20 protein-coding genes are annotated in these 21,785 nt (G+C 42.9%); 5 read left to right on the top strand and 15 right to left on the bottom strand.

Features of this window, described 5'->3' with window-relative positions; translation table 11 throughout:
- Nucleotides 1-234: 234 nt before the first annotated feature.
- From VL121_RS09635 to VL121_RS09625, 3 genes are all read right to left on the bottom strand, one after another.
- Nucleotides 235-780, bottom strand: coding sequence for a cupin domain-containing protein (locus VL121_RS09635; RefSeq protein ID WP_325404621.1), 546 nt, complete (start codon nucleotides 778-780; stop codon nucleotides 235-237).
- Nucleotides 781-884: 104 nt separating this feature from the next.
- The gene (locus VL121_RS09630) at nucleotides 885-1,733 is read right to left on the bottom strand and encodes a hypothetical protein (protein WP_325404619.1); all 849 of its coding nucleotides are present in this window, start codon (nucleotides 1,731-1,733) and stop codon (nucleotides 885-887) included.
- A gap of 2 nt (nucleotides 1,734-1,735) precedes the next feature.
- Entirely contained in the window at nucleotides 1,736-1,930 is a 195-nt protein-coding gene (locus VL121_RS09625; RefSeq protein WP_325404617.1) for a hypothetical protein, read from the bottom strand.
- 213 nt (nucleotides 1,931-2,143) lie between these two features.
- Between VL121_RS09625 and VL121_RS09620 the strand changes: the two genes are divergently transcribed.
- The gene (locus VL121_RS09620) at nucleotides 2,144-5,221 is read left to right on the top strand and encodes a ligand-binding sensor domain-containing protein (RefSeq protein ID WP_325404615.1); all 3,078 of its coding nucleotides are present in this window, start codon (nucleotides 2,144-2,146) and stop codon (nucleotides 5,219-5,221) included.
- Here the strand turns inward: VL121_RS09620 and VL121_RS09615 are convergent, their stop codons facing one another.
- The 4 genes from VL121_RS09615 to VL121_RS09600 all read right to left on the bottom strand — a co-directional run bounded on the left by VL121_RS09615 (nucleotide 5,222) and on the right by VL121_RS09600 (nucleotide 8,843).
- On the bottom strand, nucleotides 5,222-6,001 hold the full coding sequence (locus tag VL121_RS09615) for a LytR/AlgR family response regulator transcription factor (RefSeq protein ID WP_325404613.1): 780 nt from the start codon (nucleotides 5,999-6,001) through the stop codon (nucleotides 5,222-5,224).
- Between the two features lies 1 nt (nucleotide 6,002).
- On the bottom strand, nucleotides 6,003-7,088 hold the full coding sequence (locus tag VL121_RS09610; RefSeq protein ID WP_325404612.1) for a sensor histidine kinase: 1,086 nt from the start codon (nucleotides 7,086-7,088) through the stop codon (nucleotides 6,003-6,005).
- The gene (locus VL121_RS09605) at nucleotides 7,085-8,146 is read right to left on the bottom strand and encodes a sensor histidine kinase (protein WP_325404610.1); all 1,062 of its coding nucleotides are present in this window, start codon (nucleotides 8,144-8,146) and stop codon (nucleotides 7,085-7,087) included. Before VL121_RS09605 ends, VL121_RS09610 begins: the two co-directional genes overlap by 4 nt.
- Nucleotides 8,147-8,255: 109 nt before the next feature.
- Nucleotides 8,256-8,843 carry a c-type cytochrome gene (locus VL121_RS09600; RefSeq protein ID WP_325404608.1) on the bottom strand — a complete coding sequence of 196 codons (588 nt, stop codon included), beginning with the start codon at nucleotides 8,841-8,843 and terminating at the stop codon, nucleotides 8,256-8,258.
- A 170-nt stretch (nucleotides 8,844-9,013) separates the two neighbouring features.
- On the opposite strand from VL121_RS09600, the gene VL121_RS09595 reads away from it, so the two are divergent.
- Both VL121_RS09595 and VL121_RS09590 read left to right on the top strand, forming a co-directional pair.
- Nucleotides 9,014-9,937, top strand: coding sequence for an alpha/beta hydrolase (locus tag VL121_RS09595; RefSeq protein WP_325404606.1), 924 nt, complete (start codon nucleotides 9,014-9,016; stop codon nucleotides 9,935-9,937).
- Nucleotides 9,938-10,043: 106 nt separating this feature from the next.
- Entirely contained in the window at nucleotides 10,044-10,208 is a 165-nt protein-coding gene (locus VL121_RS09590) for a hypothetical protein (RefSeq protein ID WP_325404604.1), read from the top strand.
- Nucleotides 10,209-10,241: 33 nt separating this feature from the next.
- Here the strand turns inward: VL121_RS09590 and VL121_RS09585 are convergent, their stop codons facing one another.
- Nucleotides 10,242-10,592, bottom strand: coding sequence for a response regulator (locus VL121_RS09585; RefSeq protein ID WP_325404602.1), 351 nt, complete (start codon nucleotides 10,590-10,592; stop codon nucleotides 10,242-10,244).
- 470 nt (nucleotides 10,593-11,062) lie between these two features.
- On the opposite strand from VL121_RS09585, the gene VL121_RS09580 reads away from it, so the two are divergent.
- A complete protein-coding gene (locus VL121_RS09580; protein WP_325404600.1) occupies nucleotides 11,063-11,419 on the top strand; it encodes a response regulator in 357 nt (118 codons plus the stop codon).
- 292 nt (nucleotides 11,420-11,711) lie between these two features.
- Nucleotides 11,712-12,299 (top strand): porin family protein, encoded by a 588-nt coding sequence (locus tag VL121_RS09575; protein WP_325404598.1) that lies wholly within the window; start codon nucleotides 11,712-11,714, stop codon nucleotides 12,297-12,299.
- A gap of 373 nt (nucleotides 12,300-12,672) precedes the next feature.
- On the opposite strand, the gene VL121_RS09570 is transcribed toward VL121_RS09575, so the two are convergent.
- From VL121_RS09570 to VL121_RS09540, 7 genes are all read right to left on the bottom strand, one after another.
- Nucleotides 12,673-17,283: a chemotaxis protein CheB gene (locus tag VL121_RS09570; RefSeq protein ID WP_325404596.1), complete on the bottom strand. Its 4,611-nt coding sequence runs from the start codon at nucleotides 17,281-17,283 to the stop codon at nucleotides 12,673-12,675.
- 219 nt (nucleotides 17,284-17,502) lie between these two features.
- The gene (locus tag VL121_RS09565) at nucleotides 17,503-17,943 is read right to left on the bottom strand and encodes an SET domain-containing protein (protein ID WP_325404594.1); all 441 of its coding nucleotides are present in this window, start codon (nucleotides 17,941-17,943) and stop codon (nucleotides 17,503-17,505) included.
- Nucleotides 17,944-18,055: 112 nt separating this feature from the next.
- On the bottom strand, nucleotides 18,056-18,325 hold the full coding sequence (locus tag VL121_RS09560) for a hypothetical protein (RefSeq protein WP_325404592.1): 270 nt from the start codon (nucleotides 18,323-18,325) through the stop codon (nucleotides 18,056-18,058).
- A gap of 52 nt (nucleotides 18,326-18,377) precedes the next feature.
- The gene (locus VL121_RS09555) at nucleotides 18,378-18,668 is read right to left on the bottom strand and encodes a hypothetical protein (protein ID WP_325404590.1); all 291 of its coding nucleotides are present in this window, start codon (nucleotides 18,666-18,668) and stop codon (nucleotides 18,378-18,380) included.
- A gap of 9 nt (nucleotides 18,669-18,677) precedes the next feature.
- Nucleotides 18,678-19,112, bottom strand: coding sequence for a hypothetical protein (locus VL121_RS09550; RefSeq protein ID WP_325404589.1), 435 nt, complete (start codon nucleotides 19,110-19,112; stop codon nucleotides 18,678-18,680).
- A 72-nt stretch (nucleotides 19,113-19,184) separates the two neighbouring features.
- Entirely contained in the window at nucleotides 19,185-19,544 is a 360-nt protein-coding gene (locus VL121_RS09545) for a twin-arginine translocation signal domain-containing protein (RefSeq protein ID WP_325404586.1), read from the bottom strand.
- A 65-nt stretch (nucleotides 19,545-19,609) separates the two neighbouring features.
- Nucleotides 19,610-21,760, bottom strand: coding sequence for a PVC-type heme-binding CxxCH protein (locus VL121_RS09540; protein WP_325404584.1), 2,151 nt, complete (start codon nucleotides 21,758-21,760; stop codon nucleotides 19,610-19,612).
- Between the last annotated feature and the right edge of the window lie 25 nt (nucleotides 21,761-21,785).

Genomic DNA, 21,785 nt, shown 5'->3' with positions numbered 1-21,785 from the left:
TGAGAAACTGAAACAAAACAACGCAACTTGAAATATACTTCAGCATATGGTAAAGATGAAACAATTCGTCAAAATAAGCTATTTTTTGAAATAGCGGCTGAATTTCCCGGATTCCTGAACGCAGGAGGAAACAAACCCTGTATTAATTTTCCTATGCTAAAAGCTGAAATGATCAAAAAAATTGCCAGCCTGTTGAAAGCTGGCAATTTCAGTACCACCCGCCGGCCGTTTACACTAATAGTGATGCACCTTGTGAACCGCCTTATATCCCATGATAAAGGAAATAGGCGCCAGCATTCCAAAAACGATCCGCTGAATGATATACGGTGGCTTTGCCAGCCGGAATTCTTTGGAAAACCTGGTTGCCGTTACGGCTATTTGTAATATGCCGGGTATTCCGTCTTCATTTGTTTGATTATTATTAGCCATCACGGCAAACGTTTCCAGTAAAGTCTCAGATTCCAAAGCCGGCCTAACTTTCCAATTCACTACTGTTGTATCTTCCGAACGGTTCCACATGGAATGGATTTTACCTGGTGGTATATGCAGGGTATCGCCTTTTTTTAATGTTACCGTTTGTTCATCTATTTTTACAGTCAGTTCACCCGATATTACCGTAAAATCTTCCTCCTGGTAAGGATGATAATGGGCCGGTGGTTCTTTTGACTTTGGACCAAGTCCAGATTCCATTTCAAGCAATGCACCATTGGCATCTTTGGCGGTTTGAATAAAACGGATAACCTGCCCGGTTCTGGAATTAGAAATTATTGTATTGCTCATTGCCATTCTGCCTGGTTTTAAATGTATTCAGCCTGTCGTTAGTAATATTCAACTAATAGCTGGCACCTGATTGCTGATTGCCACACTTTCACATTTCCACATTCCTATTTTATTTCATTCATCCACTGCTGTACAAATGCTCTTGCCGGTTCCACCACTTCTTTTCCGGCCCGGAAAGCCATTTTCCACCGGTTACTTTTTCTTTCATACGCGGGGTTTGCAAAAAAAGTTTTACCATTTTTTTCCGTTAGCGCTGCATTAAAATCTATAGCATTGGTTTCATCTAAAAATTGTTGCAGTCTTAGTTTCACAAACAACAGGTGGTTGGAAGGGTATTTGGTTTCCCAATCTTTCAGCATGCCTGCATTGGATTGTTCAATTGATTTTTGCAGCACTTCATAATTCTTTGTATACGCTTTTATATATTTATTTTCCGGATCTTCTGCGTCTTTTAAATTTTGTTGGGCCGCCTTAAGCCCGTCTTCAAACATGGATTTGGTTTCCGGCGTAGCCTTTTTGATGAGTTCTTCTGCACTCAGTACAAATTCCTTACCCTGCTTTATCATGTTGGCACGCATATCGGCAGGTGTTTCCGCTTTTTGCAGACCGCCCGGCTTATATTGTTCCTTCATGGCCGTATACGCAGTAACAAAATCACCTGAGCTTACATACCGCTTTATATACAACAGTAAGTCTTTTACTACAGCGCTGCGGTTACCAACAGCAATGTTTTTAATATGGCGCACACCATATACATCAACAAACCCGCCCAGTATACTGCTGCTTATTTTTTTATCGGCTTCCGTTTGGGCGATTCCCAACTCCTTTAAGAAATCGCCGGTGACCCTGCTAAACGTAAAAGCATAAATAAATAAAGACATGATCGTAAGCAGGCAGAAAACGCTGCACACACGCAAAAGCATTTTAGCTTTTTGAAATAACATTTTTTTCATTTTTAAATTTTAAGCATTAATGAAACATTATCCGTAGCGGCATTTACAGCATTGCCCGTTTCTATGGAGCGCACATGCTTTCCCGTTTGTGAGCTATTATCCGGCTGGTGATTGCCGTGGATTAAATTGGCACCTAACAATAATGGAAATCCCACCACCATCAGCAATACATTTAAAGCAAATTTTAATTTTTCCATTTCCAGATCATTTTATTATAGTGCAAATTTCATTTGGATTACGGAAAGGAGAAAGCGCTTACTGAATGAACTGCTATAAATGGCGAACAAACCGGCACCTGTTTGCGCTGACCTGCCGGAATTCGGGCATTTAGCCCTTAAATTTTTACGCGTAAGACATTTCAATTTTAAGCGGGTATTATATACATTTGACCTCTATTAAAATTCCCATACTTGCGGAAAGTATACTGGCTTCTCTTTTGCTTTTCAGGTTTCCTGCAAAACCTGCCTGCGCAGGACAGCAGGTTGTACGCATTTACCCACTACACTGTAAAAGACGGATTGGCCAGCTATAATACGCAAAGCGTTGTGCAGGACGAACAGGGTTATATGTGGATAGGTACCATCAACGGCCTGCAACGCTTTGATGGCACCCGGTTTATTACCTTCCGCCACAATCCCGGCGACACCAGCTCGCTGCCGGACAATTATATTTACCAGTTGCATATAGACAGGGAGCAGCAGCTTTGGGTTTTGTTGAATAATGGCAAGGTTGGCCGATTCGATACGCGCCGCTTCTTTTTTGAAGAAGCACAGATCAGGCTGGCCGACCGGCGCAATCTCAGCGCTATAAGGAAATTATTAGAAGACAGCGAAGGCAATCTTTTTTATATCATAGACCATAAAGAAGTGCTTACCTTAAACAGGAAAAAAAATGAATTTGCCGCAGTGCACAACCCATTTGATTTGCCAATTAACCTGAACTGGAAGGTGAGCAATGTTATTGAAGATTCGGTAGGAAAAAAATACTGGATAGCAACAGATTCAGGAATGGCAGTTTATAATAAGGTTACACGACAGCTTAGCTACAGGGGGCACAATGCCGGTAAGGAACCTTTTATTGAACAATTCGGGCATGTTTCGGGATTAAGTAATTACGGCGTAGACGCCCAAAGACGCCTGTGGTTTTTAGGCTGGCCTTATAACAGGGAATGGGGGCTGGTTTATTGCTACGACCTGCATACACAAAAAATGGTTTTTAAAGATTACAACCTGGTTCCCTTAGTTAAAAACTATTTTGAACCCTCCTGCATGCTTCAGCAAAAAGACGGAACTATATGGCTGGCGGGACTGAACATTTTTGTGAGATATAATGCATCGCAGAAAAAATTCCAACAGGTTTACAACGGGTATGTAAATGACCAGGGAATTAGTTATGAAAGGGTGAAATGCCTGTTTGAAGACCGGGAACAAAATATTTGGGTGGCTACGGATAATAACGGACTATATGTATTCAACCCTTCGGGGCAGTTTTTTAACAGCATCAAGCATATTAACCGGGCGAGCGGGCGTGAAGGACGCGGCGCCTTACTATCTTTTGCCGCTACTAACACGGGCAGCCTGTTAACCGGTACATGGGGAGATGGCTTATACCTGTACGACAGCAGCCTGAACCCGGCTCCTTTTCATATCAAAGGAATGGATTCGCTCCGTACATATTCCATATGGGATATGTGTACCCTGCGGGATAAGAAAACGATATGGATGGTAGGGCAGCCTTCGGTAGTAATGCTGTACGACCAGTTAGCCCAAAGCGTAAAAAAATACCATCCGCAAATATTCGGCGGACGCACGATCAGGCAGGTTCTGGAAGACCGGCAGGGAAATATATGGCTGGGTACGCATAGTGCCGGTGTGTTTAAATGGACACCAGGCGCCGGTAAAAAAAACTTTGAAAACGGCTTTTCCAGGATCAGCCATATTCCCGATATTAAAATCCAGGGCATTACAGCAGACTCCAAAGGGTTTATATGGATATGTACGGCAACGGAAGGCGTTTACAAAATAAACCCTGCGAACGACAGCATTGTTGAACATATTACTACCGGCGGTCCACCATTAAAAAAGCTGTTAAACAATGATGCTATAACAGCGCTGGAGTATAACGACAGTATAATGATCTTCCTGACAGGAGCGCTGAACATTTACAATACCCGCTCCAACACCATCAGCTATATTACCGCATGGGACGGTTTGCCTTCTGAATCGGCAACCAGTATACTGAAAGACAGGAATGGCTATTTATGGATTGGCTTATTAAGCGGCTTATGCAGGATGAACTTGGAAAAAAAGACCTTTACCCGCTACGACCGGCTTGATGGCATTGCCAATGATAACTTTGATATTGCTGCGCACTATTTACCCGATGGCAGAATGTTATTTGGTACATCAAACGATTTTCTCGTTTTTAATCCGGATGCCATACAAACCAATTCGCCCCCGGCCAACGTTTCTATTACCGGGTTCAAGCTGCTTAACAGGCCCCTTTCCGTTGATTCATTACTGCAGCTCGGCAGCATTGAATTCTCTCCTTCACAAAATTCCATTACTATCGGCTTTTCCTCGCTGAGCTATTTTAACAGGAATAAATTATCGTATTACTATAAACTGGAAAACATTGACGCGGAGTGGAAAAAAGCAAGCGAAGTAAATGAAGCGGTTTATAATTATCTTCCCCCCGGCAGCTATACGTTTAATGTTATAGCAGAAAGCGCCGGTGAACTGTTAAGCCCCAAAGCCACCCGGCTTAAGATTGTTGTACATTCCCCTTTCTGGCAAACCTGGCTGTTTTATTGTATACTGGCGTTGCTGGCGGGCGGCATTATATACTGGCTCGATAAAGAGCGAATGAAAAGAAAGGAAAGTATGCAAAAGATGCGGAGCGACATTGCAGACAACCTGCATGAAGAAGTAAATACAGCCTTAAACAATATTAATATACTGAGTGAGATAGCCAAACTGAAAGCAAGCAAAGATCCTGTAAAATCAATGGAATACCTGGAACAGATACACGCAAAAAGTCATCATATGATTATAGCGATGGATGATATGCTCTGGGGCATTGATCCGGATAACGACAGTATGCGAAAAATCATAGACCGCACAATGGAGTATACCGATGCTTTAAAAAACAGGTACTCTACACAAATTGATGTGCTGGTTGATAAGAAAATAAAGCGATTAGAACTGAACATGAAACGCCGCATTGAGTTTTTTCTGTTGTTCAGGGAAGTGATCCATACGATTGTTCAGTGGGGCGCTCAAAACACCCGGATACATTTCGGGCTGGAGAAAATGCATATTATCTGTGCCATCCAGTTCGACAATGCGGAATGCGATATACAACAACTTGATAGCCTTTTACATCTGCCGGCGCTCAGCAAGCGGATGGAGGAAACGCATGCCGCAATGAAGATACACTTCGACAAAACCTATTCTTTAGTTATTCTGAAGATCAGGGCCAATGAATAATTATTTACCCATCCATTTTTTAAAATCAGTTACTTTTTCGCGGCTTACAATCGCTTCTTTATCTACACCGGGTGAGAGGTGCAGGATTAAGCGGTTGCCGAAATAATCATGTATCTGGTCTATACAACCGATGGACACATAAAAGGAACGGCTGATCCGGAAATATTTTTCTGTATCCAGCATGTCTTCCAGGTCATCCATAGTGTAATCCACAACAAACTTTTTATTGTCGCCGGTTTTAAAAAAATTCAACCGTCCGTCACTGTAGAAATAGGCAATGTCTTCCACATCAATGCTAACTAATTTCTGCGCCTGCTTTACCAAAAACCGCTTACGGTATTCTTTGGGCTGGAATTTGCGTTGCAGCTCTTTTACAAGGTTGTCCATACTAATATTTGTATCGCCTGCTTTACCGTTATAGGAAGATTTTAGTTTTTCGTACTTATCCAAGGCCGCCTGCAACTCTTCTTTCTGTATGGGTTTGAGCAAATAATCCACGCTGTTAACCTTAAAAGCCTTTAATGCGTATTCATCGTAGGAAGTGGTGAATATAACAGGGCTCCTTACTTCTGCTATATTGAACAGTTCAAAACTCTGGCCATCTGCCAGCTCTATATCCATCAGGATCAGGTCGGGCGTTTCATTTTCCCCGAGCCATTCCGCGGTGGATGTAATGCTATCTGTTACGCCGGTTATTTCATACGAAACACCGAGCCCCAGCAATACTTTTTTCAGCTTTTTTACTGCCAGGTCTTCATCTTCTACAATGAGAATTTTCATATTACTGTGGTTTTATTTTATTAGCGTTTAAGGTTTTATTTTCAATGGCGTTGCTCCATATCAGGGGAAGTATCACCGTAAAATTCCTTTCGTCAGACATTACCTGGAAGCCTTCTTTGCTGAGCAATTTGTATTTGGCCCTGATATTATCAAGCCCAACCCTGGTTCCCTTAATTTTTACTACCCGGTGCCTGAGATTATTATTCACCACCAGCTTATTACCCGCAGTGGTAAAAATATCAATTACCACAGGATAGTTTTTAGACAAGGCATTGTGCTTCACCACGTTTTCCACAAGAAGCTGCAACGTTAAAGAAGGCAGTAAATAAGGGTTATACCGTTTATCAATTTCCATGTTCAGTTGCACTGCTTCTCCGTGGCGGGTACGTAACAACCGGTAATACGACTGAATGAACTTCACTTCATTTTCTACCGTGCTCAGCCCGTCTTCATTGTTTCTGAGTAAGTAACGGTATACTTTACTGAGTTCATTCAGAAAGCTTTCCGCTTTTTGCCTGTCTTCGGTGATCAGCGATGATAACGTATTGAAGCAGTTAAAAAGAAAGTGCGGGTTAACCTGGCTTTTAAGCGAGTCAAACTCCTGCTGAACGGCGAGTTCCCTTATGCTGTTTTTATCTTCCACGCTCTCTTTATATTTTCCCAATGCATAATCTGCTTCAAAAAGCGTTTCAAAAATCAGGTTTACGCTAAAGCCCACCAGCAGGCCGGCCTTCAGATCACTTTCGGACAGTTGGTACCCCAGCACGCTCAACTGATTATACAATAAAAATATCAGCACTATAGATAAAGACATGAAGGGAACAATAACAAGGGCTAAAAGGATGATCCTTAATCTTGATTGTTCAAGCCCGGGATACCGTTTTCTTACCGCGTTGCCAATAGCAACATGGCCCGACCAGGAAAGGAAGCCTAAAATAAATATAAACGGAAATGAGATCAGCCAAACCTTAATATCTTTAAAAACCCGCTCATCATACATAATATAATTAAGTACAAAATCTATCAGCGGCATAGACATGCTAAAGGAATACACCTGCAAAACCGTAGGTTTCATCCACCTGCTCATGCCGCTACCTCCGTTTTTTTAATGATCAGCGGTAATTTTATATTCCTTTCCGCAGGGGTTTCTTCAATGATTACGGGAAGCTGAGCCAGTAAACGGTACTTGTGTACGAGGTTATCAAGCCCCGCTTCATGATTCATTTCCGCTGTTATTTTTTTTGGCTGAACATTATTTTTAATCTCCAGCATATCATTCCCTATTGACCTGACAAGGATATGAAGCGGCGCGTTTTTGCTTACCATATTCCGGGTAAACGCGTTTTCAATAATCACCTGCAATGTTAGCGGAGGCAGGTATTTTAACTTATCCTCTTCCTCAATGTTTATTATTAACTGTAAAGCGTTGCCATACCGCGCACTCAATAAAAAATAATACGATTCCATAAACTTCAGCTCCGCTTCCAATGTTATTAACTGATCATCTTCATTACGCAGCATATACCGGTATACCTTGCTCATTTCATCAAGGAATTTTTCCGCCGCTTCCCCATCCTCACTGATCAGGCTTGAAAGAGAATTGAGGCTGTTGAACAAAAAATGGGGGTTAACCTGGCTTTTTAAACCCAGCAACCGGCTTTGGTTATATGCTTTCGACAGTTTTTCCGTTTCCTCTATACTTCCCTTCCAGCTATCATAACGTGCCACTCCTTCCATTAAAAAAGTAAGGAACACATTAAGGATACCCAAACCAATACAGCACCATACAAAAGCCTTTTCGTTAAAAGTATAATCCAGCAGCTCAATTTTTTCGTACAACCTGAAAAGCGTATACAAAAAAAGACCGGTAAGCAGCCAGAACACAAGGATCATAAGGGTTAGCCTTTTACTTACCTGCCGCCCCGCCGGCAGCCGTTTCTTTAATGCAACCGCTACAAAACCACATACTATAAAATCAATGCATAACCCTGTCCAGCCTATTATTGTAGCCACCACGAACACTTTCCATTCTGAAAAAAACCGGCTGCCAAAAATGGCGCTGTTTACAATGCATATAAAAGGAACGGTTACCCAAAACATTACACTGTAATCCCTGGTGGTATATTGTGGTAATCGGATATTCATATTGCTTTTACAAATTAGCAACTTTTCCGCGTTTCACCGGTTTTTACAAAATGAATGGAAAGCACAGGTGTATGAATTGAGTAAAAAGCCGTATGAATTGTATAAACAATTATTTTGTAGCTGCCCATTGCCGCGGCGCCGGCACAATATTTTTTACGGGTTTCGTAGACTGCAGAAAAGTATATACGGCTTCCAGGTCTGTATCGGTTAACTGCGCGAAATTGGGCCAGGGCATTGGCGGTAATAAGGGCCTGGTATTATCCAACCCCTTAAATTTTCCTTCGCGAAGGGCTTTTTTAAACTGTGCGGCCGTCCAGCTACCAATGCCGGTGAGGTCACTGGTAAGATTGGCAGCAAATGAAACGCCCCATGGCCCGGCGGCCGCTGTAAGATCGGGGCTGAAAAGAACCCATCCTTTTTTTATTTCATCGCCATTCACTGTTGCCAAAGGCAAATCTTGCTGGTACCCGGAAAGCCTTCGTTCCGGGATCACTTCGGGCCCATGATCTCCCATTCTTTTGGGCGAATGACAGTCATCGCAACCCATTACCGCTACTAAGTAAGCGCCCCGTTTTATAAGACTGTCTTTGGTGATTGCCGGATGCGTTAATTCGGCAGCACCCCGGGCATTACAACTTATAATAATAGCGGTAAACCCCGGGCACAGGAGCGTAATAACAAAAACGATTGTACGCATAACAATAACATTAAGGGTTAATAAAATATATTAGTACAAAAATATAAGAGACATTCACCGGCTCCTATAACAGTATGTATGAAATGGTATTGCCGCCTGATGAACTGATCATTTCTGTTATTTTGCCGACAGTCCATCTCTTTTTTGCTCATTGAGGCCTAACTTTAGTCATGCTTCGTCTATTCATCCCCGGTTGTATATTAACATGTATCACCCTGCCGCTCTATGGCCAGCAGTTGCCAGGCACCCGTTACAAAGACCTTGTTTTTACGGCTGTTACAGTGAATAAGAACATTATGTATCAACCCAATCCGCCGGCAGGGGTAAAAGAGAAATATTACCTGTTCGATTTGTACCAGCCCGGAAACGATACCAGCACCAGCCGTCCGCTAATCCTGTGGATACACGGAGGCGGGTTTAAATTTGGTAATAAAAGTTCAAGAGGAACACCGCTATGGTGCAGGCGCTTCGCGGAACGGGGATATGTTTGTGCTGCAGTGAATTACAGGTTAAGTAAAAAAAATACTTTATCAGATTTCAATGCTTTGGTAAATGCCTGTTCGGATGCTATAGAAGATATTAACGAAGCGGTTTCCTTTTTCGAAAAAAATCATGCCTTGTATAAAATTGATACCAGCCGCATTATATTGGCCGGTAATTCGGCCGGGGGTATGATGGCCCTGCAATCTGTTTACAGTAATACCTCCTTAATGAAGCAAACCAATCAGCCCGCCGTTTCTCCTGCGCCCCCTGCGTTTAACCCCGGGCATATTGCCGCTGTAGTAAACTTTTGGGGAGGCATGTTCGATACCAGTTGGTTAAAAAATGCCAGTGTGCCCATTGTAAGCGTGCATGGCAGTAAAGACAGGATTGTACCCGCTGATAAACCGGGTAAAGGCATATATGGAAGTTTTATTATTCACCGGCGTGCAGATACCCTGCATATTCCCAACCGTTTAAAAGTATATGAAGGCTATGCCCATGAACTTCAAAAACATTTCAACCCCTTATGGACCAATAAAGCAACCAAAGTACGCTGGCAGGGAGCGGGACAGTTTGCTGCAGATTTTTTGTATGAAGCATTGTTTAAATAAAAAGCAGGTATTTAAGTTAAACATATCCAAACGGCAAACCTGTGGCATATACTTTGCGCTACCCGGAAGGTAATGGTATGCTATGGTGAAAGTTAAAAAAAAGACAATGCAACCCTATCTGCCTGCTTCAAAAATAGTAAAGGTTTATCCCCGCGGCGAACAGCCTGCTGAAAGTAAACAAACGAAACCTGTTCTTCCTTTATATCCTAAGGTACAAATGCCGGTACAGCCCCATGGTTATTTAAAGGCGAAGGAATCCGACTTTTTTTAAGCGGGTATGTGGTGGGCGTTTTTTATTTCTTTTTCAGATATACCGCTCAACCATTTCAAGCAGGTACTTTATTTCAAAAGGTTTTTCAATATAGGCATCCGCACCTGCTGCTGCAGACAGCTTATCGATTTGCGGATTAGCTGAAATCATAATAACCGGTATATGAGCAGTTGTTTCCTGCTGCTTCAGGTAACGGCAAATGTCAGTACCATCCACACCGGATAACTGCTTATCCAGTAAAAAAAGGTTTGGCAGGTCGTATACATTATTCAGCAGATCATCGCCATTGGCTATTACCTGCACCTGGTAGCCTGCCGTTTCAAAAATCATTTTAAAGATGTCGCGGATGCCGGGGTCATCGTCAGTAACTACTATTTTTTTCATAAGGTTCAAAAATATTTTTAACCAGTAAGATATCCCAGGAAATAGTGATCACTTTAATCCCGTATTGTTGCTCTAATTACCCGGTTATAAAACTCAATCCTTCATGATCCTGCGCCATTATAGCCATATTAAACCTGCCTGTTGCAAAAAAGATCATACAGTTTATCACCCGCCTCATCTGCTGTTCCGGCAATTAATGCATAATGAATATATGCTAACATAATATCTATTTGCTACCAGTAAACAAATGTTGTAGCACTATTATTGTGCCGGGTAATAAGGCACTTGCAAAAGGGATAAAATAATTAACCTGCGTTTTGGATGTACCATATATCTCATGTGTTTGTTATCTTCAACGCACAGGCACAATAGGGTTATAGAAAAACATAGGGTTATATTAAAACTATGTGTACCTGAAAAAACAAATTCCGTATCTTCAGCAGGCCTTGCAGGGCAGAAAGCGTAAACCAATGGCAGGAAAAAGAATTTTTATTCTGGATGATGATAAGGATATCCTTGATTCCATAAGGATGGTATTGGAATGTAAAGGATACCAGGTGTACACATCTGCCCATGCAGAAAACGTAAACAGCATTTCTGAAAAAGCACCTGATCTGATATTGATTGACCTCTGGATGTCGGGGGCAGATGGCTCGGATATCTGCAGGCAGTTTAAACAAAATATTCATACCAGGCATATACCTGTGGTTGTTGTTTCCGCAAGTGCTAATATTAAAGCTATCAGCGAGAAGTGCGGGGCCGATGGCTATATATCAAAGCCTTTCGAAATAAATGATTTAATCGCCGCCATACAACGTTATACGTAGCTGCAGAATCAGCAGCAGCTTCACCGGTTTGATGATAAATGCATGTTGTTTAAGCAAAAAATATTTTATAAAAATCTTTCCGGAAACGCCGGGTGAGAAGATCATATTATATTACATACACTTACCGAACAATACAGAATAACAGTAAAGATTTCAAAACCCGGTTTACCTGTTAAGAAAGATGCCGGATGTAAGGGATTATCAAAGTCACTGCATAAAAAACAAATAACATTTCATATTACATTATTGGCAGCATAATTGAATATTATAGAATAATCAATAATTTGAAACTATGAAGTATGTAACGTTATCCATTGCAGCAGCACTACTGTTAAGCGCTCCGGCTTTTTCTCAAAATTTTCAGTTAGGCCTTAAAGGGGGTGTTAATATCAGCAACTTCCGCGGCAGTGATTACCAGGATGTAAAAACCAATACCATGGCGGGATTTCATGCAGGCGCATTTGTAAATCTAAGATTTGGTTCCGTCTTTTCCATTCAGCCCGAATTACTGGTATCATCACAGGGTGCTAAACTAAAAAGCTCAACACAAAAGGAAAATTTTAAGACAACCTATGCCACATTACCGGTTATGCTAAAACTTCAAAGCCCCCGGGGCGGCCTGTATATTGAAGCCGGACCACAGTTTGGGCTCAAGGTAAGCGATAAGATCAGCGGGGTAAATACCGATGTTAAAAACCTTGACGCAGCGCTCGCAGCCGGTATAGGCTATCACAGCGCTATGGGGTTGGGTATTGGCGCCCGGTATATAGCCGGCCTGTCGAAAGTAGGAGATATAGATTTTGGAGGAGGGGTAAACCCCGATTATAAGAACAGTACTATACAGGTGAGCCTTTTTTATACTATTTTCAATAGAAAATAATTTGCCTGAACGACAGGATAAACAGAGCGCCCTGCTTTTCTCTTTGAAAAGCAGGGCGTTTCACTGCCGGAATGTAGAAATATTTCCCCTTTTAGGTCCGGGGAAAGCTATCGGAAACGGAGCAGGTAACCTTTCACGCAGCACATATTGTTCCGGGTATTGATTTCATCAATGACCCTTTGGTGTTTGTTTCCTCTCTTAGATTGGAGAAAGTAATAAGTAAATAATAAAACGCTGCCTGCAAATAGCGTAGTCACACTTGCCGGAAAACCCCATGCAGTTCATTGCTTAAACCAGGTATTCAGGCGTTGCAAAACACCGGTTCGGAGAAAGGGAAAAAACAGGTAGGTTCATGCGTAATAAGCTATACAACTTATATGGATATGGGTATGGTAAAATAAAAAGTACTGCCTTTTCCCGGCTCACTTTGTACCCATATTTTACCCTTATGCCTTAAAATAATTTCATAGCAAATTGATAGGCCTATGCCCAACCCCTGGAATTGTGAGTTAGATTCCCGGTAATACCGCTCAAATATTTTTTTGAAATTTTCTTTCCGGATTCCAATGCCGCTGTCTTTCACTGCAACTTTTACTTCCTGGTTCTCCTTTGCTACAGTAATAAATATTTTATCGGCTTGGGGAGAATATTTCGCAGCATTGGATAATAAATTAATAATTACCTGTTCCAGTCTTTCTTTATCGCCGGTAACAGGTTCATCTATTGCACCCGATTGTACAATGCTATGCGAGGAGGATACAATTTGCGCACTTTCTATAGCCATAGCCACCATTTCATTAAAATTAAATGGAGCAATATTAAGTGCCAGTTTTCCATGTTTTATTTTACTTACGTCTAACAATTCTCCAATCAGGTTATTTAACCTATTAATGGATGCATTTGCTTTTTGTGCAAAAAACAAATGCTTGTCATTGGTTTGCTCCATACTTTGCTGCAACAATTGTATATAGGCTTTTGCAGTGGTAAGCGGTGTTTTCATTTCATGACTGGCTATCCCAATAAATTCATCTTTTTGCTGCTCTTTCATTTTTTGATCATCAATATCCGTAGTGGTGGCTATCCACTTTGTTATTTTTCCCTGTCCCCGTGTGTAACCGCCCGGGCTAACGTCTGGCAGGCTGGCGCTGTCATCCCGTATTGCTACAGAACGGCTCAGGTGCCATTTGGGCTCACCGTTAGCATTTATTATGCGCAGCTCCATTTCAAAGTCATCTCCCGTTGCAAGGGAGTGCTGCCAGCGTTTAGTAAATTCAGGCAAATCATCAGGCCAGATGATTTTTTTCCAGCCCCCGTCTTTTAATTCTTCAAAATTAAAACCTGTATAGTTAAGCCAGTGCTGATTGTAATAGATGATATTGCCCTGCGCATCGGCATTGCTTACTTTATCGGGCATTAGTTCAGCCAGTTGGCGAAAATTGGCTTCGCTTTCTTTTATTTTTTTATTCATCTCCACTTCTGCCGTTACTTCAACAGCAATAATATTTATACCGGAAATGCTTTCGTCTGCTTCGCGGTGGGGCTGATAAACGAAGTTGAAATACACATCTTCCATTTTACCCCTGCGTAATAACCGTGCAGGTACTTGCGTGCCATAATAAGGAATGCCGGTGGTGAACACTTCACTGAACAGCGCAGGAAAGCCCTGGTCTTTAATTTCGGGCAGCACTTCCAGCAAGGGTTTGCCTTCTATATTATTTTTCTCCTTTCCCCACATTTCTTTTACGCTATCATTGGCAAGGGTCACTACCATGTCTTTTCCCCTGAGCATTGCAAAACCAAATTGTGATTGCATTATCATATCTGTATAGCGCTTTTCACTTTTTTCAATTTGCTTTCGGGCAATTATTTGTTCCGTAATATCCCGCGCTATTATGGATGCACCGGTTATTTCGGCTTTTTTATTTTTTATGGGAGATACGGTAAGCGATATGTTAATCCTCCTGCTCTCTTTACTTAGCCGTACTGTATCGTAATGCAGCACAGCTTGTCCTTTCTTAATTTTACTGATCACCATTTTCTCTTCCTGTTTTATTTCAGGCGGAATAAGCATCCTTATGTTTTCTCCAATAGCTTCAGCGGGGCCATAGCCAAATATTTTTTCGGCCCCTTTATTCCAGCTTGTAATAATGCCTCCCAGCGTTTCACTGATGATGGCATCTTCCGATGAATCTACAATGGTTCCCAGCAACGAATTTTCATATTCCGCTTGTTTACGTCCGGTAATATCTTCAATAGCCAGCAGTATCAGCCGCTCCGTTGAATCTCCGTTAACTATTTCGCGGGCATTCAGCAGCATGGTGCGCTGCCCTATACTTTGAAAATAATGACTGACTTCATAGTCAAAAAAATTTTCTTTTTCAGCAAGCAACACCTCCAGCAGGGTGCGCAGTTCGGGAATATTCCATTGTTTGTTGCCCAGGTTATACAGTAATTCGCCTTCTGTTTCCGGCTCATTTACCAGGAAGGTTTTATAAAAATTACGGTTGGCAAATTTTATCCGCAGGTTCTTATCCAATACCAGCAGCGAGTCGCGAACAGTATTCACAATGGCTTCGGAATAATTTCTTTCCGCAGTTACCTGTTCGTTCAAAGCTATCAGTTCCTGGTTTACCACCGTTAGTTCTTCATTGGTGCTTTGCAGTTCTTCCTTGCTGGTTTCCAGTTCCTCGTTGAGGCTCTGCAGTTCTTCGCTGCCGCTCAGCAGTTCTTCATTGGCGCTTTGCAGCGCTTCGTTTACCGCTTCCTGGTCTTCAGTAATGCTGCGCATATCATCCCGCATCTGCGCCAGCTCTTTTTCTAATTGCTGTATTTGTAAATCTTTCTCGTCACTTTTTCTTTTGGCTGTTGATTTCCGGCCTCCAACTTCCGGTTTCTCACTTCTCAACTCCGCCTTGTCATGAAACAATATCAAATAATGCGGCTCTGCCAGGTTGAGCAATGGAATAGCTTCAATATTGATGATACGCTGGCTGCCATTAACTTTTACCGGAACATTTTCTTTTATAACTGCGGTCTTGTCTTTTTTTACTTTATGCAGCATATTACGCAACTCAAAACCCAACCCATTTTTTGCCATCTTTATTACATTAAAACTGGGTTTACCAGGGGCTTGTTCTAACCAGGGGCTGGTGCTGCCCCGGAAATGAACAATATCCATCGCCTCATTTACTACCACACCGGCAGGAGTATATTTGCTTAGTATAATATCATCAGCCGTTTTTTGAAAATCGGTGCGGTTCATTTCGTTTTTACCGCCTGCTGCATTGCTGTAGCCCAGGGTCTCTTCGGTTTGCCGGCTCACCACCGGTATCAGCCTGCCGGTTCCTTCCTTGCGTGTAAATAATTTTTCTTTTTTATCGCCAGGGGCGCCGTTTGTAAACAGCTCTGCCACACTGCTTACAGTTTCCGATTTGCCCAGCAATAAAAAACCTTTTGGGTTCAGCGCATAATGAAAAGTGGTTAACGCCTTTTTCTGCAGGTACGCCTCCATATAAATTAGCACATTGCGGCAACTAATAATATCCATTTTGCCAAAAGGCGGGTCTTTTAAAAAATTATGTACGGCAAATACACACGTATCTCTTACCCGCTTATTTACCTGGTAGCCGCCGTTGTTTTCGGTAAAAAATTCTTTTAACCGCTGCGGGCTTATTGCTTCCACATCGCTTTTGGTATAAATGCCCAATCTTGCTTTAGCAATGGCCTGCTCGCTTATATCGCTGGCGAATATTTGAACCCTGTCTTGTTTATCGCCTAAAAATTCGTTAATACATATGGCCATGGAATAGGCTTCTTCGCCCGTGCTGCAACCTGCCACCCATATACGAATGGGTTCCCCCACAGGCTTGGTTTTTATGAGTTTTGGAAAAGCAGTTTCGTATAAATTGTCCCAGGTTTTGGCATCGCGGAAAAATCCGGTAACAGGAATCAGGAGGTCCTGGTAAAGCATATCCTGTTCGGGTTTATTTGCCCTTAAGTATTGTAGATACTCAGCCAGATCATCGTTTTTATTGAGCAGCATCCGGCGGAGTATGCGCCTGCGGATAGTGGTTTGTTTGTAGTAAGTAAAATCGATTGCTTTGCGGATACGCAATAAAGAAAGTATTTGTTTGAACAGTTCTTCATCTGTTTGCGAAATGGTTTGTTCGTTATTATTTCCATTGATGCGGCGGGTGATCTCCATCAATTTTTGTGGTATCTGTTCAGGCGGAAGAATAAAATCAACCACGCCTGCCCGCACCGCACTATTGGGCATGCTGTTATACGCCGCTGATGCCTGATCCTGGGCTATGGTAATGCCACCATGATCTTTGATCGCTTTTAATCCATGTGTACCATCACTGGCAGTACCCGATAATACTACACCAATGGCATGGCTTTGATGCACTTCCGCCAGTGAGGCAAAGAAAAGGTCAATCGGCAGATTGAGTTGATTTTTGTTTGTCGCGCTTTTTGCAGGACGGGGGCTCAGTTCCAGTTTGCCATCATTTGCGATCAGCATTTTATTGCTGGGGATAATATAAATATGATCGGGTTCTACTTTAATGTCATCTGTAATTTCCAAAACGGGCGTAGTGGTAACCTTTTGCAGCAGTTCCGGCAGCAGGCTTTCGTGGCTGGGGTTTAAATGCTGCACCAGCACATAAGCCATTCCTGAATTTTCGGGGATAGCTTTCAGCAGTTTTTTAAATGCATCCAATCCACCTGCTGAAGCGCCAATACCCACTACAGGAAACAGGTTGGCAGATGGGGTGAGCTCCGTCCCGGCCGAAATGGGCCTGCCGGGCTGGCGTGCCGGTTCAGACAGGGGGGCATCCGATAATGAGGCGGCGTTGTTTTTTTTATTAGCAACCGGCTTTTTCTTATGGGGAGATGCTGATTCCATTTGACTGCCTGCTTTCTGTTTTTTTACGACAGGCGGCCCTTGTTTTCCCGAAATGCTTTTTCTCCCCACAAACCTCATTTCAACTTATTTTAAATAAAAGGGGAAGTTACAGCATTGCAGTGCTATATGCAAATAGGAGTACCGGTTTGCTTTTTTAAAAGCCTCAAAGTCTCCCTGGTGGTTTTACCATACGGTACAGAAAGGTTTAAAAGAAAAGCCGGGTGTGGTATAATTCCAGCTTCCGCCTTCCTTTACTTACAGTACGGAACAGCTAAACCGCATTGTTCAAAATCATTTTTATTGTAGTGTTCCTGTATTTGTACCCTTTTGTTCATCAATCCGCTTGTTTTCTCTCATGGTTTGCCAGTATTCTCTCCCGTAATCCACCAGTACTTCTTCGCCAGGCTTAATATTACGGATAGCTTCTATATATACTTTTTTCTTTACCGTAACATATACAGCGTTATTGCGTAACCCTTTAATCTTTCCGAATCCTTTTGCATCATTGGCATACCGCGCCAATGCTTTCCTGTATGGCCGGGCATTAATAACATGATTGCGGTTTACATACATGATATAAACATTATCGGCTTCCTTTTCTTCAACTTCCTTCCAGGTGGTTACCCTGCCTTTGTATTCAATAATATGGGTTCCGGAAGGTATAAAGGCTTTTGTAAATAATCCTTTACCGGATCCCGGCAGGGACGATTCTTTTATAAATAACTGGTTCTCATTCATACATCATTAATCTGCCTCAGCATCGCGAAGTTTAATTCCCATTCATTTTCACAGCGCTTATCAGCTTTTTTACAGGCCGTATAAATATAACCTTTGCTTTTGAATAACCAACTTATCCGGCAGTTTTTATATGTTTACAAACAGGGTAAGATTTTACCCGGATTGGGTAGCCGGGAACCATTTTTATTACAGTACATTTTTGATCGCATCCATAATAATATCTTCCGCTCAACCACACTTTACCCAAACGCAGGGATGATATAGTAATTTTTTGTGCCGCCCGGGAACGCAGGTGCCAGGCAAGCTTTTCGGCTGCTGACAGTTGCTGGGCTGTAGTTGCCTTTTCGTTTGAAAGCCTGGCCCGGAGATCCTTTTCAATCATATTTTTCCCTACGGGGAGCTGAACATGAACGTTCTTTCAGCGTATGTTCTTTTTACTGATGGATGTTTTTTGTTTGCTCCCAGGCGGCCCGCATGTCCTTTTCCACTCTTTCGGCCAGTACCGGGTGCATCGCTTCGGAGCCATCATTATACTTGCCTGCCGCGATATTTCCACCGGCGCCGTTAAAATGAATATGGGGTACGCCGTTCATTTCCTTCTCTCTCGCATTACGCGCTATGCCAATAAACTCGCAGGTAACATCGCCCTGGCCATAATAACTCTGGGGATGCGTGGCGTAATAGGTCATTACGGCTACCGGGGTTTCATTATTCCAAAAGCTCACACATTTCAGCTATGAACTAATCAACCCTTCCTGCGCCGCGATGGCTGGAGCATCCGTCATCTTGCTCCAGCGGGTAATGGCAACCTTGCCATCCTCACCCAAAATACTGCGATTGGACGTTACTTTTTGTACTACGGCCTCGCCAAAACGGAGATGCGTAACAGGCACTGTGTTTTTGAGAGCGGTATTAACGGCATCGGCTACATGTTGAACCGCATCATACAAAAATGCAGTATCAAAAGAGATGCCGCCCAAACCGTACTCTTCCATAACCCTTGCACTGAGCGAATCAACAATAGCGCGCGCTTTGGCACAGGCAACGGGGCTCCCAACAGGCGGAGTTACATTTACATTAAAAATACTCACCCCGACCGGCTGCGCCATCACCTGCTCTGCAGCAGTAAAAAAGATAAGTAGCCACAGCAGTATTATTCTCAAAAACATATACCACGCACTATGTTTTTTACAAAAGGGCTTTACCATTGTTTTAGTATTTAATAAGGAGCGATCTTCACATTATACCTGCGGCGCCCAGTAGGTACAATGCCCGGCGGTATAAACGGGGCCTTTAAAAAGCTGGCATGCGCCACAATCTTTACCTGCCAGCGGCGGAAGCCAGAGATTACAATTGCCGCATTGCTTTTCAGGGATGGGTGATTGCTTTACATACCCCATGGATTGGCGTGCTTTCAGATCATTTTCAGACAAACCTGTATAGTCACTACATGGATCCACAGGGGGAGCGCTCCCCGCTTCTTTCGCTGATAATTTTTCTTTAGCATTACAACTATGCAGCAATAATGATCCTCCTGCAAGGGTTACGCCTGCAGAAACACATTTTTGTAAAAAAGATCTTCGTGAATTGATTTCATGCATTACGGTACACTCTTTTGTTCTATAATAAATTTCTCGTCAAAACACCCGTATAATCATTCGTATAATTATTGTAGGGAATCGCTCATCGCCTGCTTTACCGCTTGTAATGCGCCTTTAATTTCCCCGGTTGCTCCCGATTCATAGGCCTGAAGCGCGCTGGTCAGATCCGGATCGGGCTTATCTTGATTTGCTGATTTTTGCAGCCCTTTAGCGAGCCCTTCTAACCCGGCAAGCTGCCAGTTGACGGCTTCCTTAACTTCAGGAAGAGACAATAATGTGATTACCGCTACAATATCTTCTTTCTTTTTGCGCGCGCCAATTACATAGAAGAAATCTTTGATGAAAGCAACTTTTCCGGGGCCGGCATTTTCAAAAAACGTTTTACGACCGATCAAAAGCTTTAAGAGTTCCATAGAAGACCCGGCATCCGAACTTAATACGGCGGTTTGAAACAATGGCATTTCTCCATACCGCTCCATAATGTTAGCCAGTGCCGGTATTACCCGGGGTGAAACAAATTGACCGAGGCTGAGCGCTGTTTGCAAAACCACCTGCGCAGAACCATCGTCAACACTATTCAATAATTGTGGCAGGCATTGCGGGTAGTGTTCCGCAAGTATTACCGCATGCCTGCGCATACCCGGATGCGGGTCTTTCAATACCTGTTCTATCAGCGCCGCATCCAGTACATTTAATCCTTCTAATGTATACAACGCATGTAAACGCGCTCTTGCATCAGCATGCTCCACACACATTTTTTTTAATGCGGGAACTACCGATAAGCTGCCCTGTTCGAGTAAAAGCCGTTGCGCCTGCAAGCGCCACCATTGATTAGGATAGGCAAGCAGTGCAACCATCTCCTCCGGGTTTTTTTTCCTGAGATCAGGGATTTGAGTTGCTCTTTTTGCAGCGCCTTCCGGAACAATGCGGTAAATTCTGCCATACTGTTCGCCATTAGTAAAATCCATATCCTTCTTCAGGTCTTCCGGAATGGAAACAGGCGTTTCAATATGCTGGCGGTACATGTCTATGATATACAAATACCCATCGGGACCAACAGTAAAATTTGCAGGACGGAACCAGGGATCAGTAGATGCCAGGAATTCCCTGTCTTTCTCTCCTTCCGCACGTTTTGCCACAAATAAAGGATGATCATCTTTCAGGGTAAGTATATCTCTATGCACCAGGTTACCTGCCACATCCCCGGTAAAGATGGAACCATAAAAAGGTTCAGGAAATGCATCTCCGCCATAAAAAACACCTCCGGAAGCTCCGGTAAAGTGCCCTTCCGCATATTCATTCCGGTTCAGTTTGCGCTCATCATAATCCTTTTGCCGCCGGTTGCTGCGTTCAAGCCGCCAGTAAGGCGGCGGTGTTTTTTGAAACATCAGCAGTTCGTGATCAGAAATATTTATATCAACCCGGTCTGAAGGTAAGTATGCATGCCGGTGTAAGTATCGCCACGGAATGGGCGCCTGCTGAATATGTGTAGTGTTCTGTGTGTAAAAACGATTTCCCCAGTCGTCTACCGCCAGTCCAAACTGACCATTTCCCGATTCGTTTTCAAATAGGCCCCTGCCTGGTCTGAACCTGAAATCACTTCCTCCCATAGATAGTGTATCCGTAGCCGTGTGGTTTACCGCATACACTTTACCGGCCTGTCCGTTGTTATTGGCATATATCCAGTTATCGGGCGCTAAACGGAGACTGGTAATTTGCGCTTCAGAATTGCTTGCAAAAAAACCGGTAAAAAGCATTTCTTTAATATCCGCACGAAAATCGCCGGTAGTGTCTTTTAGAAAAAGAATATCCGGAGCCGCTGTTACAATCAGCCCGCCTTTCCACGGCAGCATGCTGGTTGCGCTGGGAAGTCCGTCAGCAAACACAAAAGAAGTATCAGCTTTACCATCGCCATTGCTATCTTTCAGTACACGAATCCGGCCTTTGCCCTTGCCGCTTTCGGGCTGATAAGGATAATCCTCCATTTCTACCACGTACACATTACCCTGCTCATCAAATACCATATCTACAGGAGACATGATATGAGGCTCCGATGCGAACAGTTCTATTGTAAAACCATCAACAATTTCAAAATGCTTCATTGCTTCTTCAGGTGAGAGCGCATCAGCGTAATGCTTTTGCGTACAGGAAAAAAACAATAAACTGCAAAGGAGCAGCGTAGTAGTGCGGCATGCACTGTAATTGATATTCGGCAAGGTTTACATATTTAAGGTGACTAAA

It is taken from the genome of Agriterribacter sp., from assembly GCF_035497235.1.
Classification (GTDB): Bacteria; Bacteroidota; Bacteroidia; order Chitinophagales; family Chitinophagaceae; genus Agriterribacter.
Note: the sequence above shows the minus strand (reverse complement) of the source record. Positions and strands in the feature narration are given on the sequence as shown.